Origin of the sequence: Paracidovorax valerianellae (genome assembly GCF_900102625.1) — a bacterium.
GTDB lineage: Bacteria > Pseudomonadota > Gammaproteobacteria > Burkholderiales > Burkholderiaceae_C > Paracidovorax > Paracidovorax valerianellae.
Genome location: NZ_FMZC01000008.1, coordinates 158,407 through 179,315, shown reverse-complemented (window position 1 = coordinate 179,315; position 20,909 = coordinate 158,407). Strand labels below are relative to the sequence as shown.

At 68.3% G+C, this 20,909-nt stretch carries 17 protein-coding genes; 6 read left to right on the top strand and 11 right to left on the bottom strand.

All coding sequences use genetic code 11. The features are described from left to right. Positions 1-51 precede the first annotated feature (51 nt). The 4 genes from BLT03_RS14185 to BLT03_RS14170 all read left to right on the top strand — a co-directional run bounded on the left by BLT03_RS14185 (position 52) and on the right by BLT03_RS14170 (position 4,469). Positions 52-1,251 carry an ABC transporter substrate-binding protein gene (locus tag BLT03_RS14185; RefSeq protein WP_092744412.1) on the top strand — a complete coding sequence of 400 codons (1,200 nt, stop codon included), beginning with the start codon at positions 52-54 and terminating at the stop codon, positions 1,249-1,251. Positions 1,252-1,307: 56 nt separating this feature from the next. Further along, complete coding sequence (locus tag BLT03_RS14180; protein ID WP_092744411.1) at positions 1,308-2,513, top strand: ABC transporter substrate-binding protein; 1,206 nt, start codon at positions 1,308-1,310, stop codon at positions 2,511-2,513. A 63-nt stretch (positions 2,514-2,576) separates the two neighbouring features. Next, the gene (locus tag BLT03_RS14175) at positions 2,577-3,461 is read left to right on the top strand and encodes a branched-chain amino acid ABC transporter permease (protein WP_092744410.1); all 885 of its coding nucleotides are present in this window, start codon (positions 2,577-2,579) and stop codon (positions 3,459-3,461) included. A 15-nt stretch (positions 3,462-3,476) separates the two neighbouring features. Next, positions 3,477-4,469, top strand: coding sequence for a branched-chain amino acid ABC transporter permease (locus BLT03_RS14170; RefSeq protein ID WP_092744409.1), 993 nt, complete (start codon positions 3,477-3,479; stop codon positions 4,467-4,469). A gap of 64 nt (positions 4,470-4,533) precedes the next feature. Here BLT03_RS14170 and BLT03_RS14165 read toward each other — a convergent pair whose 3' ends face one another. The 9 genes from BLT03_RS14165 to BLT03_RS14125 all read right to left on the bottom strand — a co-directional run bounded on the left by BLT03_RS14165 (position 4,534) and on the right by BLT03_RS14125 (position 15,724). Then, positions 4,534-5,697, bottom strand: coding sequence for a lipocalin-like domain-containing protein (locus tag BLT03_RS14165; RefSeq protein ID WP_434802403.1), 1,164 nt, complete (start codon positions 5,695-5,697; stop codon positions 4,534-4,536). 229 nt (positions 5,698-5,926) lie between these two features. Then, positions 5,927-7,003, bottom strand: a complete 1,077-nt coding sequence (locus BLT03_RS14160; RefSeq protein ID WP_092744407.1) for a tetratricopeptide repeat-containing glycosyltransferase — start codon at positions 7,001-7,003, stop codon at positions 5,927-5,929. 56 nt (positions 7,004-7,059) lie between these two features. After that, positions 7,060-8,178 (bottom strand): collagen-like protein, encoded by a 1,119-nt coding sequence (locus BLT03_RS25015; protein WP_271466485.1) that lies wholly within the window; start codon positions 8,176-8,178, stop codon positions 7,060-7,062. Between the two features lie 75 nt (positions 8,179-8,253). Then, positions 8,254-8,964 (bottom strand): IPTL-CTERM sorting domain-containing protein, encoded by a 711-nt coding sequence (locus BLT03_RS14150; protein WP_092744406.1) that lies wholly within the window; start codon positions 8,962-8,964, stop codon positions 8,254-8,256. A 226-nt stretch (positions 8,965-9,190) separates the two neighbouring features. Continuing rightward, positions 9,191-11,848: an ABC transporter permease gene (locus BLT03_RS14145; RefSeq protein WP_092744405.1), complete on the bottom strand. Its 2,658-nt coding sequence runs from the start codon at positions 11,846-11,848 to the stop codon at positions 9,191-9,193. Between the two features lie 11 nt (positions 11,849-11,859). Next, complete coding sequence (locus BLT03_RS14140; RefSeq protein ID WP_434802402.1) at positions 11,860-12,582, bottom strand: ABC transporter ATP-binding protein; 723 nt, start codon at positions 12,580-12,582, stop codon at positions 11,860-11,862. Beyond that, positions 12,579-13,583, bottom strand: coding sequence for a tRNA (adenosine(37)-N6)-dimethylallyltransferase MiaA (gene miaA / locus BLT03_RS14135; protein WP_092744456.1), 1,005 nt, complete (start codon positions 13,581-13,583; stop codon positions 12,579-12,581). The genes BLT03_RS14140 and miaA overlap by 4 nt, the downstream gene beginning before the upstream one ends. Then, a complete protein-coding gene (locus BLT03_RS14130) occupies positions 13,570-14,814 on the bottom strand; it encodes a multidrug effflux MFS transporter (RefSeq protein ID WP_092744404.1) in 1,245 nt (414 codons plus the stop codon). The genes miaA and BLT03_RS14130 overlap by 14 nt, the downstream gene beginning before the upstream one ends. Positions 14,815-14,890: 76 nt before the next feature. Beyond that, positions 14,891-15,724, bottom strand: coding sequence for an alpha/beta hydrolase (locus BLT03_RS14125; RefSeq protein WP_092744403.1), 834 nt, complete (start codon positions 15,722-15,724; stop codon positions 14,891-14,893). 449 nt (positions 15,725-16,173) lie between these two features. Here BLT03_RS14125 and BLT03_RS14120 point away from each other — a divergent pair, with 449 nt between their 5' ends. Beyond that, entirely contained in the window at positions 16,174-17,340 is a 1,167-nt protein-coding gene (locus BLT03_RS14120) for a glycerophosphodiester phosphodiesterase (RefSeq protein ID WP_092744402.1), read from the top strand. Between the two features lie 82 nt (positions 17,341-17,422). On the opposite strand, the gene BLT03_RS14115 is transcribed toward BLT03_RS14120, so the two are convergent. Both BLT03_RS14115 and mutL read right to left on the bottom strand, forming a co-directional pair. Beyond that, entirely contained in the window at positions 17,423-18,109 is a 687-nt protein-coding gene (locus BLT03_RS14115) for a PA4824 family protein (RefSeq protein WP_092744401.1), read from the bottom strand. A 34-nt stretch (positions 18,110-18,143) separates the two neighbouring features. Continuing rightward, entirely contained in the window at positions 18,144-20,159 is a 2,016-nt protein-coding gene (mutL, locus tag BLT03_RS14110) for a DNA mismatch repair endonuclease MutL (RefSeq protein WP_092744400.1), read from the bottom strand. 78 nt (positions 20,160-20,237) lie between these two features. On the opposite strand from mutL, the gene BLT03_RS14105 reads away from it, so the two are divergent. Further along, positions 20,238-20,882, top strand: coding sequence for a DedA family protein (locus tag BLT03_RS14105; RefSeq protein WP_092744399.1), 645 nt, complete (start codon positions 20,238-20,240; stop codon positions 20,880-20,882). Positions 20,883-20,909: the final 27 nt, after the last annotated feature.

Here is a 20,909-nt window from a genome sequence, read left to right as displayed (position 1 = left end):
TTGAGCAGCACCCGATCCCCCTTTCCATCGAAGACCCAAGGAGACAACGACATGAAGAAGATGAACCTCAAGGCACTCGCCTTTCTGCTGGGCGCCGCGGGACTCGCGACGTTCTCCGCGCAGGCGCAGGACAAGGTCAAGATCGGTTTCATCACCGACATGTCCAGCCTGTATGCCGACGTGGAAGGCAAGAACGGCGCCGTGGCGATCCAGATGGCCATCGACGACTTCGGCGGCAAGGTGCTGGGCCAGCCTATCGAACTGCTGAGCGCGGACCACCAGAACAAGGCCGACATCGCCGCCTCCAAGGCGCGCGAATGGATCGACACGCAGGGCCTGACCATGCTGTTCGGCGGCACCAATTCGGGAACCGGCCTGGCGATGGCGAAGGTGGCGCAGGAGAAGAAGCGCGTGTTCATCGTGAACGGTGCGGGCTCTTCGGCACTGACCAACGAGCAGTGCAGCCCCTACACCGTGCACTACGCCTACGACACCGTGGCACTGGCCAAGGGCACGGGCGGCGCGATCGTGGGGCAGGGCGGCAAGGACTGGTTCTTCCTGACGGCCGACTATGCCTTCGGCGCCGCGCTGGAAGCCGACACGGCCAAGGTGGTGAAGGAAAAGGGCGGCAAGGTGGTGGGCAGCGTGAAGCACCCGATCAACGCATCGGACTTCTCCTCGTTCCTGCTGCAGGCGCAGAACTCCAAGGCGCAAATCCTGGGCCTGGCCAACGCGGGCGGCGACACCATCAATGCGATCAAGGCCGCGCGCGAGTTCGGCATCAACAAGAGCATGAAGATGGCCGGCCTGCTGGTCTTCGTGACCGACATCCACAGCCTGGGCCTGAAGAACACCGAAGGCCTGCTGCTCACCACGAGCTGGGACTGGAACCTGGACGACAAGACCCGCGCCTTCGGCCGCAAGTTCTTCGCCAAGACCAAGCGCATGCCCACCGACATCCAGGCCGCCGACTACTCGGCCACGATGAACTACCTGAAGGCCGTCGAAGCCGCCAAGACGCTGGACGCCGACAAGGTGATGGAAAAGCTCAAGTCCACGCCCATCGACGACTTCTACGGCAAGGGCGTGATCCGGCCCGATGGCCGCTTCGCGCACGACATGTACCTGGTGCAGGTCAAGGCGCCCGCTGAATCCAAAGAGCCCTGGGACTACTACAAGGTCGTGAGCAAGCTGCCTGCCGACCAGGTGTGGACCACCAAGGCCGAGAGCAAATGCGCGCTCTGGAAGTGAACTGACGCGCAAGACTCAAAAAATAAGACACACATCCGAGATCAGGAGACAAAGACATGAAAAGCAGCAGCAACAAACTCACCCGGCTGGCCCTGGTGCTGGGCGCCATGGGCCTGGCAGCGTCGGCCGTGCAGGCACAGGACAAGGTCAAGATCGGTTTCATCACCGACATGTCCAGCCTGTACGCCGACGTGGAAGGCAAGAACGGCGCCGTGGCGATCCAGATGGCCATCGACGACTTCGGCGGCAAGGTGCTGGGGATGCCCATCGAGATGATGAGTGCGGACCACCAGAACAAGGCCGACATCGCCGCATCCAAGGCGCGTGAATGGATCGACACGCAGGGCCTGACCATGGTGTTCGGCGGCACCAACTCCGGCACGGCACTCGCCATGGCGAAGGTGGCGCAAGAGAAGAAGCGCGTGTTCATCAACAACGGCGCGGCCACCTCGGCCCTCACCAATGAACAGTGCAGCCCCTACACCGTGCACTACGCCTACGACACCGTCGCGCTGGCCAAGGGCACGGGCGCCACCATCGTCGATGGCGGCGGCAAGAGCTGGTTCTTCCTCACGGCCGACTACGCCTTCGGCCATGCGCTGGAAGCCGACGCGAGCACGGTGGTCAAGGCCAAGGGCGGCACGGTGGTGGGCAGCGTGAAGCACCCGCTGAACGCGTCCGATTTCTCGTCGTTCCTGCTGCAGGCGCAGAACTCCAAGGCCCAGGTGCTGGGCCTGGCGAACGCGGGCGGCGACACCATCAATTCCATCAAGGCCGCCAAGGAATTCGGCATCGGCAAGAGCATGAAGCTGGCCGGCCTGCTGATCTTCTTCAGCGACATCCACAGCCTGGGCCTCAAGACCACCGAAGGCCTGCAGTTCACCACCAGCTGGTACTGGGACCTGAACGACGACACGCGCAAGTTTGCCGACAAGTTCATGGAAAAGACCAAGCGCCGCCCCACCGAAATCCAGGCGGCCGACTATTCGGCCACCATGAACTACCTGAAGGCCGTCGAAGCCGCCAAGAGCACCGACGCCGACAAGGTCATGGACGCCTGGCGCGGCATGAAGATGACCGACTTCTTCGGCACCGGCACGCTGCGCGCCGATGGCCGCTACGTGCACGACATGTACCTGATGCAGGTGAAGGCCCCCTCCGAATCCAAGGGCGCCTGGGACTACTACAAGCTCATCAAGAAACTGCCTGGCGAAGAAGTGTTCGCCACCAAGGCCGAGAGCAAGTGCGCCGCCTGGAAATGACGCGCCGCCTGTTCCGCTGACCTCTCCTTTCACTGCCCTAATCCCCACTCGCGCCGCCATCCCATGCAAATCTTCGGTGTCTCATTGCCGGGCCTGTTGAGCCAGCTTCTGCTGGGGCTGGTCAACGGGTCGTTCTACGCCATCCTCAGCCTGGGGCTGGCGGTGATCTTCGGCCTGCTCAACGTGATCAACTTCGCGCACGGTGCGCTGTTCATGCTGGGCGCGATGCTCACCTGGATGGGCATGACCTACCTGGGCATCAACTATTGGGTGATGCTCTTGGCTGCGCCGCTGGTGGTGGGGGTATTAGGCGTGCTGATCGAGCGGCTGCTGCTGCGCTGGATCTACAAGCTCGACCACCTCTACGGCCTGCTGCTGACGCTGGGGCTCACGCTGCTGATCGAGGGCGTGTTCCGCTCCATCTACGGCGTCTCGGGCTTGGGGTACGACACGCCCGAACTGCTGGAAGGCGCCACCAACCTCGGCTTCATGATCCTGCCCAACTACCGGGCCTGGGTGGTGGTGGCCTCGCTCGTCGTGTGCCTGGGCACCTGGTACGTGATCGAGAAGACCAAGCTCGGCGCCTACCTGCGCGCCGGCACCGAGAATCCGCGGCTGGTGGAAGCCTTCGGCGTGAACGTGCCGGTGATGATCACGCTCACCTACGCGTTCGGCGCCGCGCTCGCGGCCTTCGCCGGCGTGCTGGCCGCGCCGGTCTACCAGGTCACGCCGCTCATGGGGCAGAACCTCATCATCGTGGTGTTCGCGGTGGTGGTGATCGGCGGCATGGGCTCCATCATGGGTTCGATCCTCACCGGGCTGGGCCTGGGCGTGATTGAAGGTTTCACCAAGGTGTTCTATCCCGAGGCTTCTTCCACCGTGGTGTTCGTCATCATGGTGATCGTTCTCCTCATCCGCCCCGCCGGCCTGTTCGGCAAAGAAAGATAAGCAGGGGCCGCACGCATGAACTCCCAAAAACTCGCCCCCATCGGCTACGGCCTGCTGCTCGTCGCGCTGCTCGCGGCGCCCTTCATGGGCGCCTATCCGGTCTTCGTCATGAAGCTCATGTGCTTCGCACTGTTCGCTTCGGCATTCAACCTGCTGCTGGGCTACACCGGCCTGCTGTCGTTCGGGCACGCCGCCTTCCTGGGCGGCGCCGCCTACGTCGCCGGCCACGCCATCAAGGTCTGGGGCCTCACGCCCGAACTGGGCCTGCTGGCAGGCACGGCGGGCGGCGCGTTGCTTGGGCTGCTGTTCGGCTGGCTGGCCATCCGCCGCCAGGGCATCTATTTCTCGATGATCACGCTGGCGCTCGCGCAGATGCTGTTCTTCGCCTGCCTGCAGGCGCCGTTCACGGGCGGGGAAGACGGGCTGCAGGGCGTGCCGCGCGGCAAGCTCTTCGGGCTCATCGATCTGTCCAGCGACCTCACCATGTACTACGTGGCGCTGGCCGTCGTGGTGCTGGCCTTCCTGCTCATCGTGCGCACCATCCATTCGCCGTTCGGCCAGGTGCTCAAGAGCATCAAGGAGAACGAGCCCCGCGCCATTTCGCTGGGCTACGACACGCACCGCTTCAAGCTGCTGGCCTTCGTGATCTCGGCCGCGCTGGCCGGCCTGGCCGGATCGCTCAAGACCCTGGTGCTGGGCTTCGCCACGCTGTCCGACGTTCACTGGACGGCGTCGGGCCAGGTCATTCTGATGACGCTGGTGGGTGGCTTGGGCACGCTGTCCGGCCCGCTCGTGGGGTCGGCCGTGGTGGTGCTGCTGGAAAACAAGATCGGCGAATTCGGCCATCTGCTCGCTTCACTGACGGGCGTGGACTGGTTCAACACGCTGGGCGAGTCGGTCACCATGGTCACCGGGCTGATCTTCGTGATCTGCGTGCTGGCCTTCCGCCGCGGGATCATGGGCGAAATCATCGCGCGCCTGCCGCGGCGCGCCCCGCGCAAGGCCTGATCGAAATCTTCTTGGGGCCGGGGCACGCCGCATGGCCGGGCGCTCTCCGGCCTGCGCGCCGCTGCTACAGCCGCAGCGGCCGCGCGTAACCGGTCATCTCCAGGTAGCCGCGCCCGACCATGCGGCCGGACCGGTCCCGCAACTCGCTCAGCCCTTCCCAATAGATGGCGCCGGTCGAGGCCTGGCTGTCCAGCTCCTGCGCGTCCAGCAGCGCATGCACTTCGAAGGTGCCGGCCGGCGTGTCGATGCGCCACTGCACCGGGTAGCGGGCCTGGCTGGCCGGGCTGACCCAGTGGCGCAACGGTGTGAAGGTGACGTCCCGCGGCCCGAAGGCGCGGGGTTCGCCACCCGCCGTGCGCAGTGAGCCCCCAGCCCAGATGGCCGACCCGTCCCGGTGCCGCAGTCGAAAAGCGGTGAGCGCACTGCCGTCCAGCAAATTCATGCCGATCCAGTCCCAGCCCACCGAGTCGGGCGGCGCCAGCGCATCGCCGAATTCATGGTCGAGCCAGGCCCGGTTGTCCAGGTGGTTGCCCGGCGCCGCGGCTTCCACGGCCATGCGACGGCCTGCCAGTTGCAAATGCCCCGTCACAGCCATCTGGGGCTGGCTGTAGTAGTAGCTCGCCTGCGACGCGTCGGGGCCCTTGCGTGACAGGCCCTGCGCGCCCTGCAGCAACACCGGCTGCGTCGTGTCGAACTGCAGTTCCAGCGCAAAGCCTTCCGCCTGGACCGTCGCCGCGTAGCGGCTTCCCGCGCCTTGCTGCGAGCGGGTGAGCGTCCATTCGCCCAGGCGGATGCGGGTGTCCTCCTCGCTCGCCTGTGCGATACCGAAGCCCGCGCGCGCGATGCGCTGATCGTGGTGCAGCGTGCCGCCGCGCAGGTCGGTGAGCGCTGCGTGCGCAAACACCAGTTGCTTGGCCGCAAAGGCCGACTGCAGCGGCTGCGCAGCCTCCACGCGCGACCGAAAAAACGTCACCTGGAAACCCCATGGCTGCCCCGCCGCAAGCGCCTGGCCGGTGATGTACCACCACTCGGTGCGCAGCTCCGGGTGGCTGCCATGGTCTCGCGGGAAGGCCAACGTTCGCGGCGCCAGGGCCTGTGCAGTGGCAGTGGCCGGGGCCATGAGCCACGGCGCTCCGCCGACTGCAGCAGCGGCCATCAGCCATGCGCGGCGCGTGCAGGCAGGCGGCCGCGGATGGGGGCCGGGTGCTGGGGGAATGAGCGGTCTCATGGTTTGGAGAGGGTGTCAGGGCCGCGGTGCATGGGGCGGCGCGGCCTGCGTTGGCCATCTTGGCCGGCAAGGTTGGAAGCGACAGACAGGCGCATTGCACGATTGTCGTCGCGCTGAGAAACACCGGCATGGCCAGGGTAGCCGCCACAGGCCGTCGAAACCGAACGCGGACCCGGCTAAAGCGCGACGACAGGTTTGCCTGGCCGCTACGTCCTGTCGCAGCCCGCCCTCACAACCCGTAGAACGTGCGATTGGCTTCCATGCGCGGCGCTTCTGACGCTGGAAAGCGCTTTTCGCGCAGCAACTGGCGCAAGGCATCGCGGCCCTGGTCCTTGGCCCCCTGGGCGTAGAACCCGCTGACGGCCAGCTCGTCCAGCGCGCGCCAGGCATAGACGCCGCCGTCCACGAACAGGATGTCCGCCGGCTTGGGAATGCGCGCGGCCTGCTGGGCGTACAGGTGCGCCAGAGCGAACTCTGACCGCAGGCGGTGGTACCGCGCCAGTTCGCACAGCGGCTCGGCACGTTGGGGGCGCAGCGTGTAGGCAGCCAGGTACGCGTCGCGCACGGCGCTGTCGGGCATCTGCAGCCGCTCGGTCAGCACCGCTGCCTGGAACACGGCGTACCAGCACTCTTCGTCCCAGCCGCCCATGCCGGCACGGCGGCGGTAGCACTCCAAGCTCTCCTGAAAGCGGCCTGCATCGCGGTAGCTCTGAGCCAGATAGAACACGTTGCGGGTGTTGTCCGGGTGCTCTCGCAAGTCTTGTTCAAGCACTGCGATGTCACGCAGGTAGGTGTCAGGGTCGCGGCCACGCGCGCCGTCGTGCGCCACTTCGATGACCGGGCCGGCCAGCGTCTGCCAAGGCCCGTGCGCCGGTGCAGCCAGGTACTCGTGCAGCACGCCTTCCCAGCGCCACGGCACGCGGGCAGCCACCATGCTGTTGCGCTGGTATTCCCAGCCGTTCATCTGGCATTGGAAGAGGTAGCCGTCCGCATCGAGCGCCGGCCACCGGTACTGCGCCGGCATGCGCAGTTGCTCATCGGCGTCAATGAACAGCAGGTAGTCGGCATGCGGCCGCGCCAGCTCCAGCGCCTCGTTGCGGTTGTGCGCGAAATTCTTCCATGGACGCTCGTGCAGGCTGCCGGGCACGCCTTGCATGAATTCGCGGACGATGTCCTGCGTGCCATCGGTGGAGCCCGTGTCCACGATGACCCAGTGGTCGATGAACGGGCGAACCGAAGCGAGGCACCGGGTGATCACCGGTGCCTCGTTCTTCACGATCATGTTGAGGGAGATGCGAGGGCGCATGTTTCGGCGCAAATCAGGGGCTGCGCCGCCGCAGTCCACCTTATCGGGTCAATCGCCTATTCGCAGTAAACCGTGGCCGACACAGCTCCTTCGATTGGGTTGCCCCCGTTCTGGAATCCCCCACCATTGGCGGCATTGTTCGTGCTGATCTGCAAGGCAACGGTGTCCGTGCTGCTGTCCAGCGTGATGGCCGAACTACTGGTGCACGTTGCCGCCCGGGTGGCCGCGACGTTGCAGGAGAGCGCAGTAGAAGCGCCAGAACGAAACAGCGTCACCGTCATGGCCAATGGCGTGCCCGAGCTATTGGTGTAGTTGCGCACATACAGAGACTTGGTCGTACAGGTTTTGTAAACCGGCGACGAGACGTTGGCATAGGTGGTCGGATTGATCAGGCAGCTACCGGCCGCTCCGCCGCTACAACCCGAAAAGTCAAAACCGCCGCCGCCGATTCCGCTCACGCCCATGGGTAGGAAAAGCGTTGTTGCCGTGGTAGAGGGCAGTGCGGCTGCGGTATTCCACATCAGGCCTCCGCCGACCCCTGTGGCGCCCGTGGCTCCCGTCACGCCCTGGATTCCTTGCGGACCTGCATCGCCTGTCGCACCGGTAGCGCCTGTGGAGCCGGTGGCCCCTGTATTTCCGATGATTCCTTGAATACCTTGAGGCCCTGTCACACCCGTGGCGCCAGTGGCGCCCGTCGCACCCGTCGCGCCTGTCGCACCGGTCACCCCCGTCACGCCAGTCGCTCCCGTGGCGCCGGTCGCCCCCGTGGCTCCGGTGACCCCTGTCGCACCAGCGCCCGTGGCGCCGGTCGCACCCGTTGCGCCTGTAACGCCGGTCGGTCCGACCGCGCCTGTGACGCCCGTAGCACCCGTGGCGCCGGTAGCGCCCGTCGCCCCGGTCCCGATGCCGGCCGCGCACTGCGTCAACTGGCCGGTGGCGGCGTCGTAGCAGGTGAGCGTGGTATTGGTCGGCGTGGCGGACAGGCCCGGCACGTAGACCTCACCCGTGCCCTGAACGCGCAGGCGTTCCTGGCCGCCCTGGCCCTTGACGACGAATCCGCCGCCGGCTGGAGGCGTGACGCTGATGTCCGCGGCCAGCACGCCGGCGGCGTGCAGTGCCAGGACAGAACTCAGGGCGGGAGCGACCCAGTAGCGGCGCAGGCGATTCTTGGACATGGCGAAACCCTCTCTTGTCTTGCAGTGTGTTGAATTTTTCAGTGGTGACTGTCAGGCTGCCCGGCAGGCAGCCGGTCAGCCGAGCCTGCGGGCATGCGCCGCGAATTCGCGCCGCTTCCAGAACATGGCCAGGCCGATCAGCAGCGACAGCAGCATCAGGCCGTATTCGCTCAATGTGGGAATGGCGGCCACGGCGGTCACGGCGCCAATCTGAACGTTGCCGGGGACGGAGGCGAAGTTGCGGACCACGGTGGCGTTCGGGCCCAGGTTCACCACGGCGGTTGCGCCGCTGGACGACACGAGCTGCACGGGCTGGCCCTGAGTGCCCTGCACGGTGAGCGTGCCCAGCACGGTGATGTTGGTGCCCGCTGGCAGCACGAAGGTGCGGCCGGTGGTGCTGGAGATCGTCAGGTTCTGAAAGACGAAATTGCCGCTGATCTGGCTGCTGTTGCCAGGGTCGCAGCCGTCGCGCAGCACGACGGTGCTGGCGCCCGTGTTGACGTTGCCGCCCGTGGATATGAGGTTGCCGCCGACCGAGATGACGCCGTTGTTGCCGTTGACGACGGCGCCCGAGCCGAAGGTGGCATCGGTGTCCACCGTGACGGTGCCGCCGTTGAGGTTCAGCGTGCCCTGCATGTCGAGCGCGGAGCACCCCAGATCCGTCTGGCCTCCGGCAGGGACATCGAGCGATGAGCCCGGGGGAAAGACCCATTGCGCAGCCGCAGGACCGCACAAGCAGAAGGCGGCCGCCAGTCCGCACAGGAGACGCCCGAAGGTGTGTTTCATACCGTTTTTCCTTGGTGAACGAACAGCGTTTGAATGCCGGGGCCACTCCCGTCCCGTGCGCGCTGTCCTAGAGTCCGCTGTGCGGTGTTTTTTTAGCTATCGGTTCGCATCATCGCGAAATAAATAATGTCTTGCAAACAATATTTAACGCTTGTGACGCGTGTGCATCAATCGGGAAAACGCCCATGGCGCCCGCCGCGAAGTTGCCCTTGAGCTTGCTTCAGGGTTACCAATCTTCTTTGACTGCCAACACCGCCTGCCGGCCGCCCGCGGCCCGGCCTGCGAGCCACGCGGTGACGGTGCCGGTGGCCAGGACCGCCGCGCACAGGGCCAGAAGCCGCAACCAGGGCACCCGCAAATCCATGGTCCAGTGGAAGCTCTGCGGGTTGACCACGTGGACCAGCACCACCGACACGGCCAGTCCCAGCACCGTGCCCGCTGCGGCGCCGATGGCCGTCCATGCGGCCCCTTCGCCGGCCACGACCGCCAGCACCTGCCGGCGCGTGAGGCCCAGGTGCGCGAGCAGGCCGAATTCCTTGCGCCGCGCCAGCACCTGCGCGCTGAAGCTGGCGGCCACGCCGAACAGGCCGATGCCGATCGCCACGGCCTGCAGCCAATAGGTGACGGCAAAGCTGCGGTCGAAAATGCGCAGCGAGCGTTCGCGGATGCCGGCCGCCGAGTCGAATTCCAGCGCGCCGCCCGCGGCCTGCGGCCCATCCCCCGGTGCGCGGCCTGCCGCTTCGCCCGCCAGCCACTCGATCGCCTGCCGCAGTGGGGCTTCGTCGGCCCCCGGCTGGGGCCACAGCGCCAGGTCGGTGGAGCGCGCATCGCCCGTCAGGCGCACAAAATCGGCCCGGTCGAGCGTGACCGCGCCGAACTGCCGCACGTAGTCGCGCCACACGCCCGCTATAAAAAACATAGCATCCTGCCGTGGATTTTGTTGCGCCAGAGGCTTAAAAGACCTGGATAGCTGCGGCCAGTCCATGCCCGGCCGCACGCCGTACAGGTCAAGCACCGCCTCGCTCACATACACGCCGATGCGCCCTGGCGGCACAGCCAGCGGCGTGCCCACCAGCGGCAGCACCTGGGCCGGGTCGCCGCCCAGCGGCCGCGCCAGCAGCGCGACGGGCGGGCGGGCGGGGTCCAGCAGCAGGCTGCTGGTGCGCAGCGCCTGCACGCGCGCCACACCGGACAGGCGGGCCACGGCGGTGTCGAACCCTGCGGGAAATGCCGGGCCGTCGTCCGCTCCGGCCGCACCTGCCATGCGCAGGTACAGCGGCGCGGGCAGCACCGCGTCCAGCCACTGGCCGACCGATCCGCGAAAGCTGCTCACCATCACCGTGAGCGCCACCGCCAGGCTCAGGCTGGCCACCACGCCGCCCACCGCCACGGCGGCGGTGCCGCGCGTGCGGCGGGCGCGCTCCAGGGCCAGTAGCGGCAGCACTTGCCTGCCGGCCCATGGCGCGAGAACTGTGAGCAGTGCGCCGACGCCCCAAGGCAGCAGCGCGATGCCGCCGACCAGCAGCAGCCCGACCGACACATAGGCCGCCAGCGGAATGCCGAACACGGGCGGCGCGCCTGCCAGCAATGCGCCCGCCGCGACCAGCGCCAGCGCCGGCCAGCCCTTTTGCCGGCCGCCGAGCGCCGCGCCCAGGCCTTTGAGCGTTTGCGCGGGCGGCAGCCGCTGCGCCGCGCGCGCCGGCCACCAGCCCCCCACCAGGGCAGCAGCCAGGCCCAGCAAGCCGTACAGCAAAGCGGCCGGCGCACTCCATTGCAGCGCCGGCTGCACCCCCGCGAAATAGCCCCCGCCCAGATCGCCGCCCAGCCAGCGCAGCGCCAGGGCCGCAAGCGCCGTGCCCAGCGCGATGCCGGCGGCGCTGCCCGCCAGGCCCAGCGCTGCCGATTCGGCCAAGACCAGCGCCAGGCGCTGGCGCGGTGTGGCGCCCAGCACGGCCAGCAGCGCGAACTGCGGCGCCCGCTGGGTCACGCTCAGGGCCAGCACCGAGAACACCAGGAAGGCGCCGGTGAACAGCGCCACCAGCGCCAGCACCGTGAGGTTGACGCGGTACGCGCGGGACAGGTTGCTGGTGCGCGCGGTGGCGTCGCCGGGCTGCAGAACCGCCACGCCCGCCGATGCGCCGGGCAGGGCCTGCAGTGCCTGGCGGAAGGCCTCGGCGCTGGCGCCCGGCCGCAGCTGGACGTCGATGCGGGTCAGCTCGCCCGCGCGCTGGAACAGGTCCTGCGCGGCGCCGATGTCCATCACCGCCAGCGGAGCGCCGCCCGCCGCCACCGTGCCCGCCACGCGCACGGTGCGGGTTTGCAGGCCGATGCGCAATTGCAGCGATGGCAGCGGCGGCGTGCCCGTGTTGCCATCGCCGCGCAGCCCCAGTGCCTGCATCGCCGCCCCGTTCAGGAAGACCGTGGCTGGCGACAGCAGCGCGAGCCGGTCGGCGTCGGCGAAGGCGCGCGGCATGAGGCCGGGCGCCATCGCGGGCAGCAGCAGGGCATCGGCGCCCACGACGCGCAGAGAGACTGGCGCAGGGGCCGGGGCAGGGGTGGAGATGGAAGCGGGTGTGGAGGCATTCGACACGCTGGCCTGCGCCGACACCTCCAGCACCGGCCCCGCGCGGGCCACCAGCGGGTGTGTGGCGACCGGGCCATACAGCGCCTCGGGCAGGCTGCCCTGCGTGGCCCGCAATTCCAGGTCGGGCTGGCCGTTGATGCTGCGCACCGCCTGCGCGAATTCGGACAGGGCGGACGCATTGATCACATGCACCGCGAACGCCAGCGCCACGCCCAGCATGACGGCCGCCACCGCTGCGGCCGAGCGCCAGGGGTGGTGGCGCAGTTCCTGCCAGGAGAAGGTGCGCAGCAGTCGGAACATGGCCGCGTCGGCTAAAGCGCTGCGTGGTTGCCGGGGGCGGCCATGCCCGCGGCCGTGAGGCGCAGCCGGAGGTCCGCGCGGGCGGCTGCGGCGTCCGAATGGGTGACCAGCACCAGCGCCGCGCCATGCTCGCGCGTTTGTGCCAGCAGCAGGTCCATCACGCGGGCGGCGGTGGTGGGGTCCAGGTTGCCGGTGGGCTCGTCGGCCAGCAGCAGGGCGGGGCGGTGCACCAGCGCGCGGGCGATGGCCACGCGTTGCAACTGCCCGCCGCTCAGTTGCTGGGGCAAGCGGTCGCCCAGGCCTTCGAGGCCCACCGCCGCCAGCATGTGTTCGACCCGCGCCGCATCGGCGCGGCCCAGCAGCATGAGCGGCAGCGCCACGTTCTGCGCCACGTCCAGGTGCGGCAGCACGTGGAACGCCTGGAACACGAAGCCCACGTGCGCGCGGCGCCACAGTGCGCGCCGGGTGTCGTCCAGCGTGGACAGGTCGGTGGTGCCATGCACGATGCGGCCGGTGTCCCAGGTATCGAGGCCGGCCAGGCAATTGAGCAGCGTGGACTTGCCCACGCCCGACTCGCCCACGATGGCCACGAACTCGCCGGGGTGCACCGCCAGGTCCACCTGCGCGAACACATCGGCCTCGCCGTAGCGCTTGCCCAGGCCTTCGACGCGCAGCACGGGGGCTGGCTCGGGCATGGCCGCCTGAGGCTGGGCGCCGGGGGTTTCGCCGTTCATGCGCGCGCCCTTTCGGAAAGCCGGCGGTGCACGGCCGCGACCAGTTGCGCCGTGGCATCGGGTGCGTCGCAGGCGATGGCCTGGCGGGTCGGCATGCTGCGCAGCCAGGTGATCTGCCGCTTCGCCAACTGCCGCGTGGCTGCCAGGCCGCGTTCGCGCAGGCCCTTCATGTCCAGCGCACCCGTGGCGGCTTCGGCGTCGAGCGTTTCCCAGGCCTGGCGGTAGCCCACGCAGCGCATGGAGGGCAGGTCGGGGTGCAGGTCGCCCCGTGCGCGCAGCTGCCGTACTTCGTCCACGAAGCCGGCGTCCAGCATGGCGTCGAAGCGCTGGGCGATGCGGCCGTGCAGCCAGGCGCGGTCCTCGGGCTCTAGAGAGAAAAGGGCATCCACCGCAGGAATGGCGACATTCTCTGCTCTTGTTTTGATAGTGTGAAAGCTCGACAGCGGCCGGCCGGCGATCTGCCAGACTTCCAGCGCGCGCTGGATGCGCTGGCTGTCGGCCGGAGCCAGGCGCGCGGCTGTTTCGGGGTCCACGCGGGTCAGTTCGGCGTGCATGCCGGGCCAGCCGATGTCGGCGGCGCGCGCCTCCAGTTCGGCGCGCACGGCGGGGTCGGCGGCCGGCATGTCGTCGATGCCGTCCAGCAGCGCCTTGAAGTACAGCATGGTGCCGCCCACCAGCAGCGGCAGCGCGCCGCGCGCGCGGATCTCGGCGATGAGGCGTGTCGCGTCGGCCACGAACTCGGCAGCGCAGTAGGCGTGCAGCGGGTCGCGGATGTCGATCAGGTGGTGCGGCACCGCGGCCAGTTCGGCCGGTGACGGCTTGGCGGTGCCGATGTCCATGCCGCGGTACACCAGCGCCGAATCGACGCTGACGATCTCCACCGGCTGGTGGGGCGCGAGCGACTCTGCCAGCGCCAGTGCGCCCGCCGTCTTGCCCGAGGCAGTCGGGCCGGCCAGGGCGATGCAGGGGAGGGAGGGTGAAAGCCTGTCAGGCCGGTGCATGCGGTTCTCCATGTGTTTGCACGAGCGTCCATGCGGTGGCCGCCACCACGGCCGAGCAGGCCCACACGCCCTGCACCAGAGGCCAGACAGTGCCGTCCAGCCGCGCGCCCACCCAGCGGCCCACGCCGAAGGCCACCAGCATCATCATGAAACCGTTCAGGGCCGACGCCACGCCGGCCGCCTGCGGGAACGGGCCCACTGCGCCGCTCTGGCCGCAAGGCTGGTGGATGCCGTGCGCCACCATGAAAAGGCACATCGGCAGCAGCAGCGCCAGCGGCGTGTGCCAGCCCGCCAGTGCCGCAGCGCCCATGAGCGTGCCGCCGGCCAGGCTGATGCCGCCCGCCACCGCTACGGTGCGCCGCAGGCCCAGGCGCACCAGCAGCCGCCGGCACAGTACCGTGCCGCCCAGGTACGCCAGCGCGGTCGACAGCAGCATGGCGCCGTAATGCGGACGCGAAAGCCCGAGGGCTTCGATGAAGACGAACGACGACGCGGCCAGGAACGTGAAGAGCCCGCCGTAGGTGGCCGTGGTCAGCAGCGAATACGCCCAGAACGTGGGGTGCCGCAGCACCATGGCCCAGGTGCGCGCCAGCGTGGCGGGCTGCAGGGCCTGCGGATTGCGCCGGGCCAGCGTTTCAGGCAGGCAGAAGGCGACGACCGCCAGCGTGGCCAGCCCGTAGGCCGTGAGCGCGGCCAGCGCGGCGCGCCAGCCCAGCCACTCCGTCAGCAGCCCGCCCACCGGCGCGCACAGGCTGGCCGCGATGCCCAGCCCGGTGAGCGCCCGCGACATCGCCCGGGCGCCGAGCGCCGGCGTGTACAGATCGCGCACGATGGCCCGGGCGCACATCACCACCGCGCCCATGGCGGCGCCCTGGGTGATCCGCCAGCCGATCAGCACCTCCATCGACGGCGCCAGCACGCTGGCCACCGAAGCCACGGCATAGGCCGACAGCCCGGTCAGCAACACGGGCCGGCGCCCGAAGCGGTCCGACAGCGGTCCCCAGACGAGTTGCGAACACCCGAAGGCCAGCAGCAGCGCGCTGAGCGTGAGCTGGGCCGAGGCCACGGGTGCGCCCAGGCTGCGCGTGAGGGAGGGCAGCGCGGGCAGGTACAGGTCGGTGGTGATGGGCTGCAGGCTGAGCAGCAGCGCGAGCACGGTGATGACCAGGCCCGGCGCAATGGCCGCGGCCGTTGGCTCCTGGCCCGCCGTGGCGAAGGGGGGAACGGACATGCGGGCGAGCCTACCAGATGGCATGTTGCCAATGGGCTGGTGCGGCCGCTTGCCGCGCGGCCGTGATTCGCCCGGGTCAGTACACCTGAAACAGGTCCGCCAGGGCCGCGCGGTACTGGGGCTCGCCCACGGTGTTGGTGCTGTGGTGCGTGCCGCCTTCCACCAGCACGAAGCGCTTGGGCTCCTGTGCGGCGTCGTACAGCTTGCGCCCCAGCGTGGGCGGAATCAGGCTGTCGTCGCTGCCGTGCACCACCAGCAGCGGCGAGCCGATGTGCGCCACCTTGCGCGCCGATTCGAAGCGTTGCGTGATCAGCCCCGACACCGGCAGCCAGCCCCATTTGAAGGTGGCGACCACCTCGGGAATGTTGGTGAAGGTGCCCTCCACGATCGTGCCCTTTTCGTCGTTCACCATGGCGGCCAGGTCGATGGCGATGGCGCCGCCCAGCGAGTGGCCGAAGATGTAGCGGGGCTGCTCGGGCGCGCGCTGCGCCAGCCAGTCCCAGGCGGCGCGGGCGTCTTCGAGGGCTGTGGTTTCAGACGGCAGGGCTGCGCTGCTGCGGCCGAAGCCGCGGTAATCGACCGCCAGCACCGAGAACCCCATGCTCTGCATGCGGCGCATGCGGCCGGCCGACCCCGACACGTTCCAGCGGGCGCCATGCAGGTACAGAAGCACGGGCGCATCGGCCTTTGCCGCCGGCAGCCACAGGCCGTGCAGCTTCTCGGCCTTGCCGGTGGAGCGTGAGTCGAACGCGATCCAGACATCTTCCATGTCGTCGGTGGCCTGTGCGCCGCCCCAGGCGCGGTCGCTGGGCTGAAAAATCCACTCGCGCTGCTTCACGTCGAGGGTGGCGCATCCTGCCGTGACGGCGATGGCAAGAGCGATCGATGAAAGGAGGGGCCAGCGTTTCATGGGTAGGACTGAGTGCCGCGGCGGTTGGAAAGTTCTGTGGTTGTGTTTTAGGCGACTTGCCGGCGCAGTGATTGCGCTGGCAGCTCACTTATTGATAGCAGACCGGGAAATCCCCGTCTTTTCCGCCTTTTGCAAGAAACGGGCCCGAAGAAGCGATTTGTTACATGCTGGATTGTGCCGCGACTGGAGCGTCTCGGCCCCTTGGGCTAACCCTGCTGTACCGGGCTGAACGGGTGAGCGCCGACGCTGCGGCGCAACATCGATATGCCGTGACGGCATGCGGCCATGCGACTTAGGATGCCCGCTCCTGGTGATTCGGCACCGGTCGCTCGCACGGCCTTGGTGCAAATCCGGGCGAGATGAAAGTGCGGGCGGTAAGTTCCCCGAGTCACCGTCTTGTCATATGGCGCCGCCACAGTGGCGGACTTCAACGATCAACGAGGTAGAGCATGAACCTGTCTGGTTTCAAGGGGGCCGCGCTGGCCCTGGCCGTCATGGCAGCGCTGGCTGGCTGCGGAAGCGATGACGACGATTTCCCCACGCTGAACGGCAGCAAGCCGCTCGTGATCGGCCACCGCGGCGCTGCAGGCTACCTGCCGGACCACACGCTGGAAGGCTACAAGAAGGGGATCGAACTGGGCGCGGACTTCATCGAGCCCGACCTCGTGGCCACCAAGGACGGCGTGCTCATCGCCCGCCACGAGCCCAACATCACCGGCACCACCGATGTGTCCCAGCGGCCCGAGTTCGCCAATCGAAAGACCAAGAAGACGGTGGACGGCGTGGTGGAAGAGGGCTGGTTCGCCTCCGACTTCACCCTGGCCGAGATCAAGACCCTGCGCGCCATCCAGCCGCTGGCCGAGCGTGACCAGTCGTTCAACGGCAAGTTCCAGATTCCGACGCTCGTCGAAGTGCTGGACCTCGCCAAGTCCGAAGGCACCCGCGTGGGCCGCACGGTGGGCGTGTACATCGAGACCAAGCACCCGACCTACCACGCCAATCTGAACCTTCGCCTGGAAGACCGGTTGCTCAGCACGCTCTCGCAATACGGCTACACCACGGCGACTTCGCCCGTCATCCTGCAGTCGTTCGAGGTGTCCAACCTCAAGTACCTGCGCACCAAGACCCAGGTGCGTCTGGTGCAACTGGTGGATGCCAACGACGTGAAGGCCGACGGCAGCATGGACCTGACCGCGCCCTTCGACAAGCCGTACGACTTCGCCGTGGCCGGCGACCAGCGCACCTTCGCCAGCCTGCTGACGCCCGCGGGCCTGAAGGAAGTGAAGACGTACGCGGACGGCATCGGCCCCTGGAAGCCTTACCTGATCCCCTCCAAGCAGGTGGACAGCAACAACGACGGCAAGCCCGACGACCTGAACGGCGACGGCAAGATCGACGAGAGCGACCGCGTGATGATGCCCGCGACCTCGGTGGTGTCCGATGCGCACGCGGCCGGCCTGTTCGTGCACCCTTACACGTTCCGCAGCGAGGCCAAGCGCCTGGCATCGGACTTCAAGGGCGACCCCAAGGCCGAGTACCGCCTGTTCTACCGCCTGGGCGTGGACGGCGTGTTCGCCGACTTCCCCGACCATGCCAAGTCGGCCCGGGACGACTGAGCTTCGCCTTTGACGCCGAACCCCTGCCGGGCTGCGATGCCCGGCGAGGGGCAGCCCTTCGAATCGCCGCCTGCAAGCGGCCCTAGAAGCTGCGTTTGACGCCGAGGCTCAAAAGGGTCTTGCCCTGCCGCCGGCCGATCACGCCGTCCAGCTGCCAGCCCGGCGTCCATTCCCACAGCGCGCCGGTCTGGTAGGTGGGTGGTCCGCCGCGTTGCCCGAAGGCTTCGACGTGGGCGGTGATGGCGCCCCAGGTGGACTCGATCGCCGCGCCCCAGGTGGGCAGCCAGCGGTGGTCGGGCGCGCGCAAGGTGCCTACGTTGGTGTGCACCGCGCCCCAGCTGGCGGTGCAGGTGCCGATCATGCCGAGGGCGAGGGTGCTGCGCGGTTCGCGGTGGGTGTGCCACAGCGCGACGCTGCTGGCGGCGTGGCAGCCCTGCTCGGGCGGCGGCGTCCACTGCCATTTGGCCACCACGCTCTGCAGCGTGGCGCGGCCATCGAGATCGCGCGCCAGCAGGGCGCCCATTTCCAGGCCCGGCAGTGCGAGCGGTGCATACGCCGGCGCCAGGTACACCGCGCCGCGGTCGTGGTGCACGCCTTCCCACCACAGTTCCACATGCCCTTCGCCGGGCGCGTTCACCCCGGCATCGTCCACCGTCAGTGGCCGGCCTGCGTGGGCGGGAAGGGTGGTCGCGGCAATGGCTGCCAGGGCCGCCATGCCGTAGCCCTGGCAGGCAGTGCGAAGGTTGCGAGGGCGGCGGCGCAGGAACATGGGGTTTGACCTTTCGAACCTGCGACGCTGAAAGTCAGCGTCCGCGCAGAAAGAGGGTGTCCAGCTCGCGCATGGACAACTGCCGCCACGTCGGACGCCCGTGGTTGCACTGGTCGGAGCGGTCGGTGACTTCCATCTGGCGCAGCAGGGCGTTCATTTCATCGAGGGTGAGGCGGCGATTGGCGCGCACCGCGCCGTGGCAGGCCATCGTACCCAGAATTTCATTGCGCGCGCGCTGCACCACGGTGCTCGCGTCGTGCGCGGCCAGTTCGGCCAGCACGCTGCGCGCCAGCTCGACGGCGTTGCCCTGCGCCAGTGTGGTGGGCACGGCCCGCACGGCCAGCGTCTTGGGGGAAAACGGCGAAATCTCCAGCCCCAGCATCGACAGCGTGTCGACCTGCGATTCGGCCGTCGCCACTTCTTCGGGGGTTGCGGCGAAGGTCGCGGGAATCAGCAGCGGCTGGCTGGCGATGCGCTCGCTGCCGTCCACCTGTGCCTTGAGGCGCTCGTACACGATGCGTTCGTGCGCGGCATGCATGTCCACGATCACCAGGCCGTGGGCGTTCTCCGCCAGGATGTACACGCCCTGAATCTGCGCCACGGCGCGGCCCAGGGGCCAGGCAGGTGCGTCGTCGCGCTGCGGGGGCGCAACGTTTTCCGCCGTGGGCCGCAGGCCGTCGTGCGGTGCAGCGGCAGAAGGCCATGGCGCGGGGCTCGACGAGGTTCCGCCGCCGCTTGTTCCGCTTTCTCCGCTGGCGTTGTGCCATCCGGCGAGCGGTGCAGGCCCTGCGGCCGGCACCTTGGGTGCGCCCCACAGCGCCTGCAGGTCGCTCACCCGGTGGCCGATGACCGGCTCGTCGAAACGGATGGCCGCCTGTGCCTTCCAGCCGGGCAGGCCGGACGAAGGCGTCGGTGAAAGGGTGGGCATCTCGGCTGTCCCGGCACCTGCCGGAGCTTCGGCGCCGCCAGCTGCTGCCGTGGCTGCAGCCAGCGCCTGCGCGCGGGGCACGGCCAGCGCGTTTTCCACCGCATGGCGCACGGCCTGGTGAACCTCGCGGCTGTCGCGAAAGCGCACCTCGATCTTGGTGGGATGCACGTTCACATCCACCCGCAGCGGGTCGATCGACACGTACAGCGCATACACGGGTTGCTTTTGCCCGTGCAGCACGTCTTCGTAGGCGCTGCGCGCGGCGTGGGTCAGCACCTTGTCGCGCACGAAGCGGCCGTTCACGTAGCAAAACTGCTGGTCGGCGCGGGAGCGTGCGGCGTCCGGCAGGCCGGCACGGCCCGTGACCGTGATGGGGCCATGGCGGTGCTGCACCGGCACCGATTCAGCGAGGAAGTCTTCCCCCAGCACATCGGCCAGCCGCCGGGCAAGCGCCTGCTGCAGCGCTTCGGCGGAGCCGTCGCCAGCGGCCAGCGTGGCGCGCCATTGTTCGACCAGCTTGCCTTCGTGCCAGATGGCAAAGCCCACGTCGGGCCGGGCCAGGGCATGGCGGCGCACGGCCTCGATGCAGTGGGCGAGTTCGGTCGCGTCGGTTTTCAAGAACTTGCGCCGCGCGGGCGTGGCGAAAAACAGTTCCTTCACCTCCACCGTCGTGCCGCGGCTGCGTGCCGCGGGCCGCAGTTCGCCGCTGCGCGCATCGAGCAGGAAAGCGCTGGATTGCTCCGCCGTGCGCGAGAGCAGGGCCATTTCCGATACCGAGGCGATGGCCGCGAGCGCCTCGCCCCGAAAGCCCATGGTGGCCACCGATTCGAGGTCGTGCAGGTTGGTGATCTTGCTGGTGGCGTGGCGACGCAGGGCGATGGGCAGCTCTTCCTGCGGAATGCCGCTGCCGTCGTCTTCCACCGAAATCAGGCGCACGCCCCCGGCGAGCAGCCGCACGGCGATCTGGGTGGCGCCGGAGTCGAGCGCGTTGTCCACCAGCTCGCGCACGGCCGAGGCGGGCCGCTCGACCACCTCGCCGGCCGCGATCTGGCTGATGAGTTCGTCGGGCAGGTCGCGGATCGGTCGGCGCAGGGTGGGCTCTGTGGTCGGCTCTGTGGTCATTGCCCGGCATTCTAGGGAGTGCGGTTAGAGTACGCGCCGCATTGGTCATCCCTCCAACCCACCTCAGAAGGCCCGCCCTTGGAAATCATCCAGTTCCTGATCGACTTCATCCTGCATGTGGACAAGCACCTCGCGGCGTTCGTTACCGCCTACGGGCCCTGGGTCTACGCATTGCTGTTCCTCATCGTCTTCGTGGAGACGGGGGTGGTCGTCATGCCGTTCCTGCCCGGCGATTCGCTGCTCTTCATCGTGGGAGCGCTGTGCGGCGCGGGGCTCATGAACTTTCCGCTGGCCTGCGCCGTGCTCATCGCCGCGGCCATTTTGGGCGACCAGTGCAATTATTCGATCGGGCGCTACTTCGGCCCCAAGGTGTTCCAGTGGCCCGATTCGCGCTGGTTCAACCGCCGTGCGTTCCAGCAGGCGCACGACTTCTATGAACGCTATGGCGGCGTCACCATCGTGCTGGCGCGCTTCATGCCGTTCATTCGCACGTTCGCGCCCTTCGTGGCGGGCGTGGCCGAAATGAATCGCGCGAAGTTCACGGCGTTCAACGTGGGCGGGGCGCTGCTGTGGGTGCTGGGCATCTGCACCGCGGGCTACTTCTTCGGCAATTTCCCGTGGGTGCAGGCGAACCTGGACAAGATCATCTGGGCGCTGATTCTGGTGCCCGGGCTCATCGCGCTCTATGGCGGCTGGCGCGCCGGCCGGCAGAAGACGGCCTGACGCCAATGTCGAGGCGGCTGCCGAACG

Coding starts and splice junctions, on each gene's coding strand:
- BLT03_RS14185 (WP_092744412.1), top strand. CDS start 52: ATGAAGAAGATGAACCTCAAGGCACTCGCCTTTCTGCTGGGCGCCGCG.
- BLT03_RS14180 (WP_092744411.1), top strand. CDS start 1,308: ATGAAAAGCAGCAGCAACAAACTCACCCGGCTGGCCCTGGTGCTGGGC.
- BLT03_RS14175 (WP_092744410.1), top strand. CDS start 2,577: ATGCAAATCTTCGGTGTCTCATTGCCGGGCCTGTTGAGCCAGCTTCTG.
- BLT03_RS14170 (WP_092744409.1), top strand. CDS start 3,477: ATGAACTCCCAAAAACTCGCCCCCATCGGCTACGGCCTGCTGCTCGTC.
- BLT03_RS14165 (WP_434802403.1), bottom strand. CDS start 5,697: ATGAGACCGCTCATTCCCCCAGCACCCGGCCCCCATCCGCGGCCGCCT.
- BLT03_RS14160 (WP_092744407.1), bottom strand. CDS start 7,003: ATGCGCCCTCGCATCTCCCTCAACATGATCGTGAAGAACGAGGCACCG.
- BLT03_RS25015 (WP_271466485.1), bottom strand. CDS start 8,178: ATGTCCAAGAATCGCCTGCGCCGCTACTGGGTCGCTCCCGCCCTGAGT.
- BLT03_RS14150 (WP_092744406.1), bottom strand. CDS start 8,964: ATGAAACACACCTTCGGGCGTCTCCTGTGCGGACTGGCGGCCGCCTTC.
- BLT03_RS14145 (WP_092744405.1), bottom strand. CDS start 11,848: ATGTTCCGACTGCTGCGCACCTTCTCCTGGCAGGAACTGCGCCACCAC.
- BLT03_RS14140 (WP_434802402.1), bottom strand. CDS start 12,582: ATGAACGGCGAAACCCCCGGCGCCCAGCCTCAGGCGGCCATGCCCGAG.
- miaA (WP_092744456.1), bottom strand. CDS start 13,583: ATGCACCGGCCTGACAGGCTTTCACCCTCCCTCCCCTGCATCGCCCTG.
- BLT03_RS14130 (WP_092744404.1), bottom strand. CDS start 14,814: ATGTCCGTTCCCCCCTTCGCCACGGCGGGCCAGGAGCCAACGGCCGCG.
- BLT03_RS14125 (WP_092744403.1), bottom strand. CDS start 15,724: ATGAAACGCTGGCCCCTCCTTTCATCGATCGCTCTTGCCATCGCCGTC.
- BLT03_RS14120 (WP_092744402.1), top strand. CDS start 16,174: ATGAACCTGTCTGGTTTCAAGGGGGCCGCGCTGGCCCTGGCCGTCATG.
- BLT03_RS14115 (WP_092744401.1), bottom strand. CDS start 18,109: ATGTTCCTGCGCCGCCGCCCTCGCAACCTTCGCACTGCCTGCCAGGGC.
- mutL (WP_092744400.1), bottom strand. CDS start 20,159: ATGACCACAGAGCCGACCACAGAGCCCACCCTGCGCCGACCGATCCGC.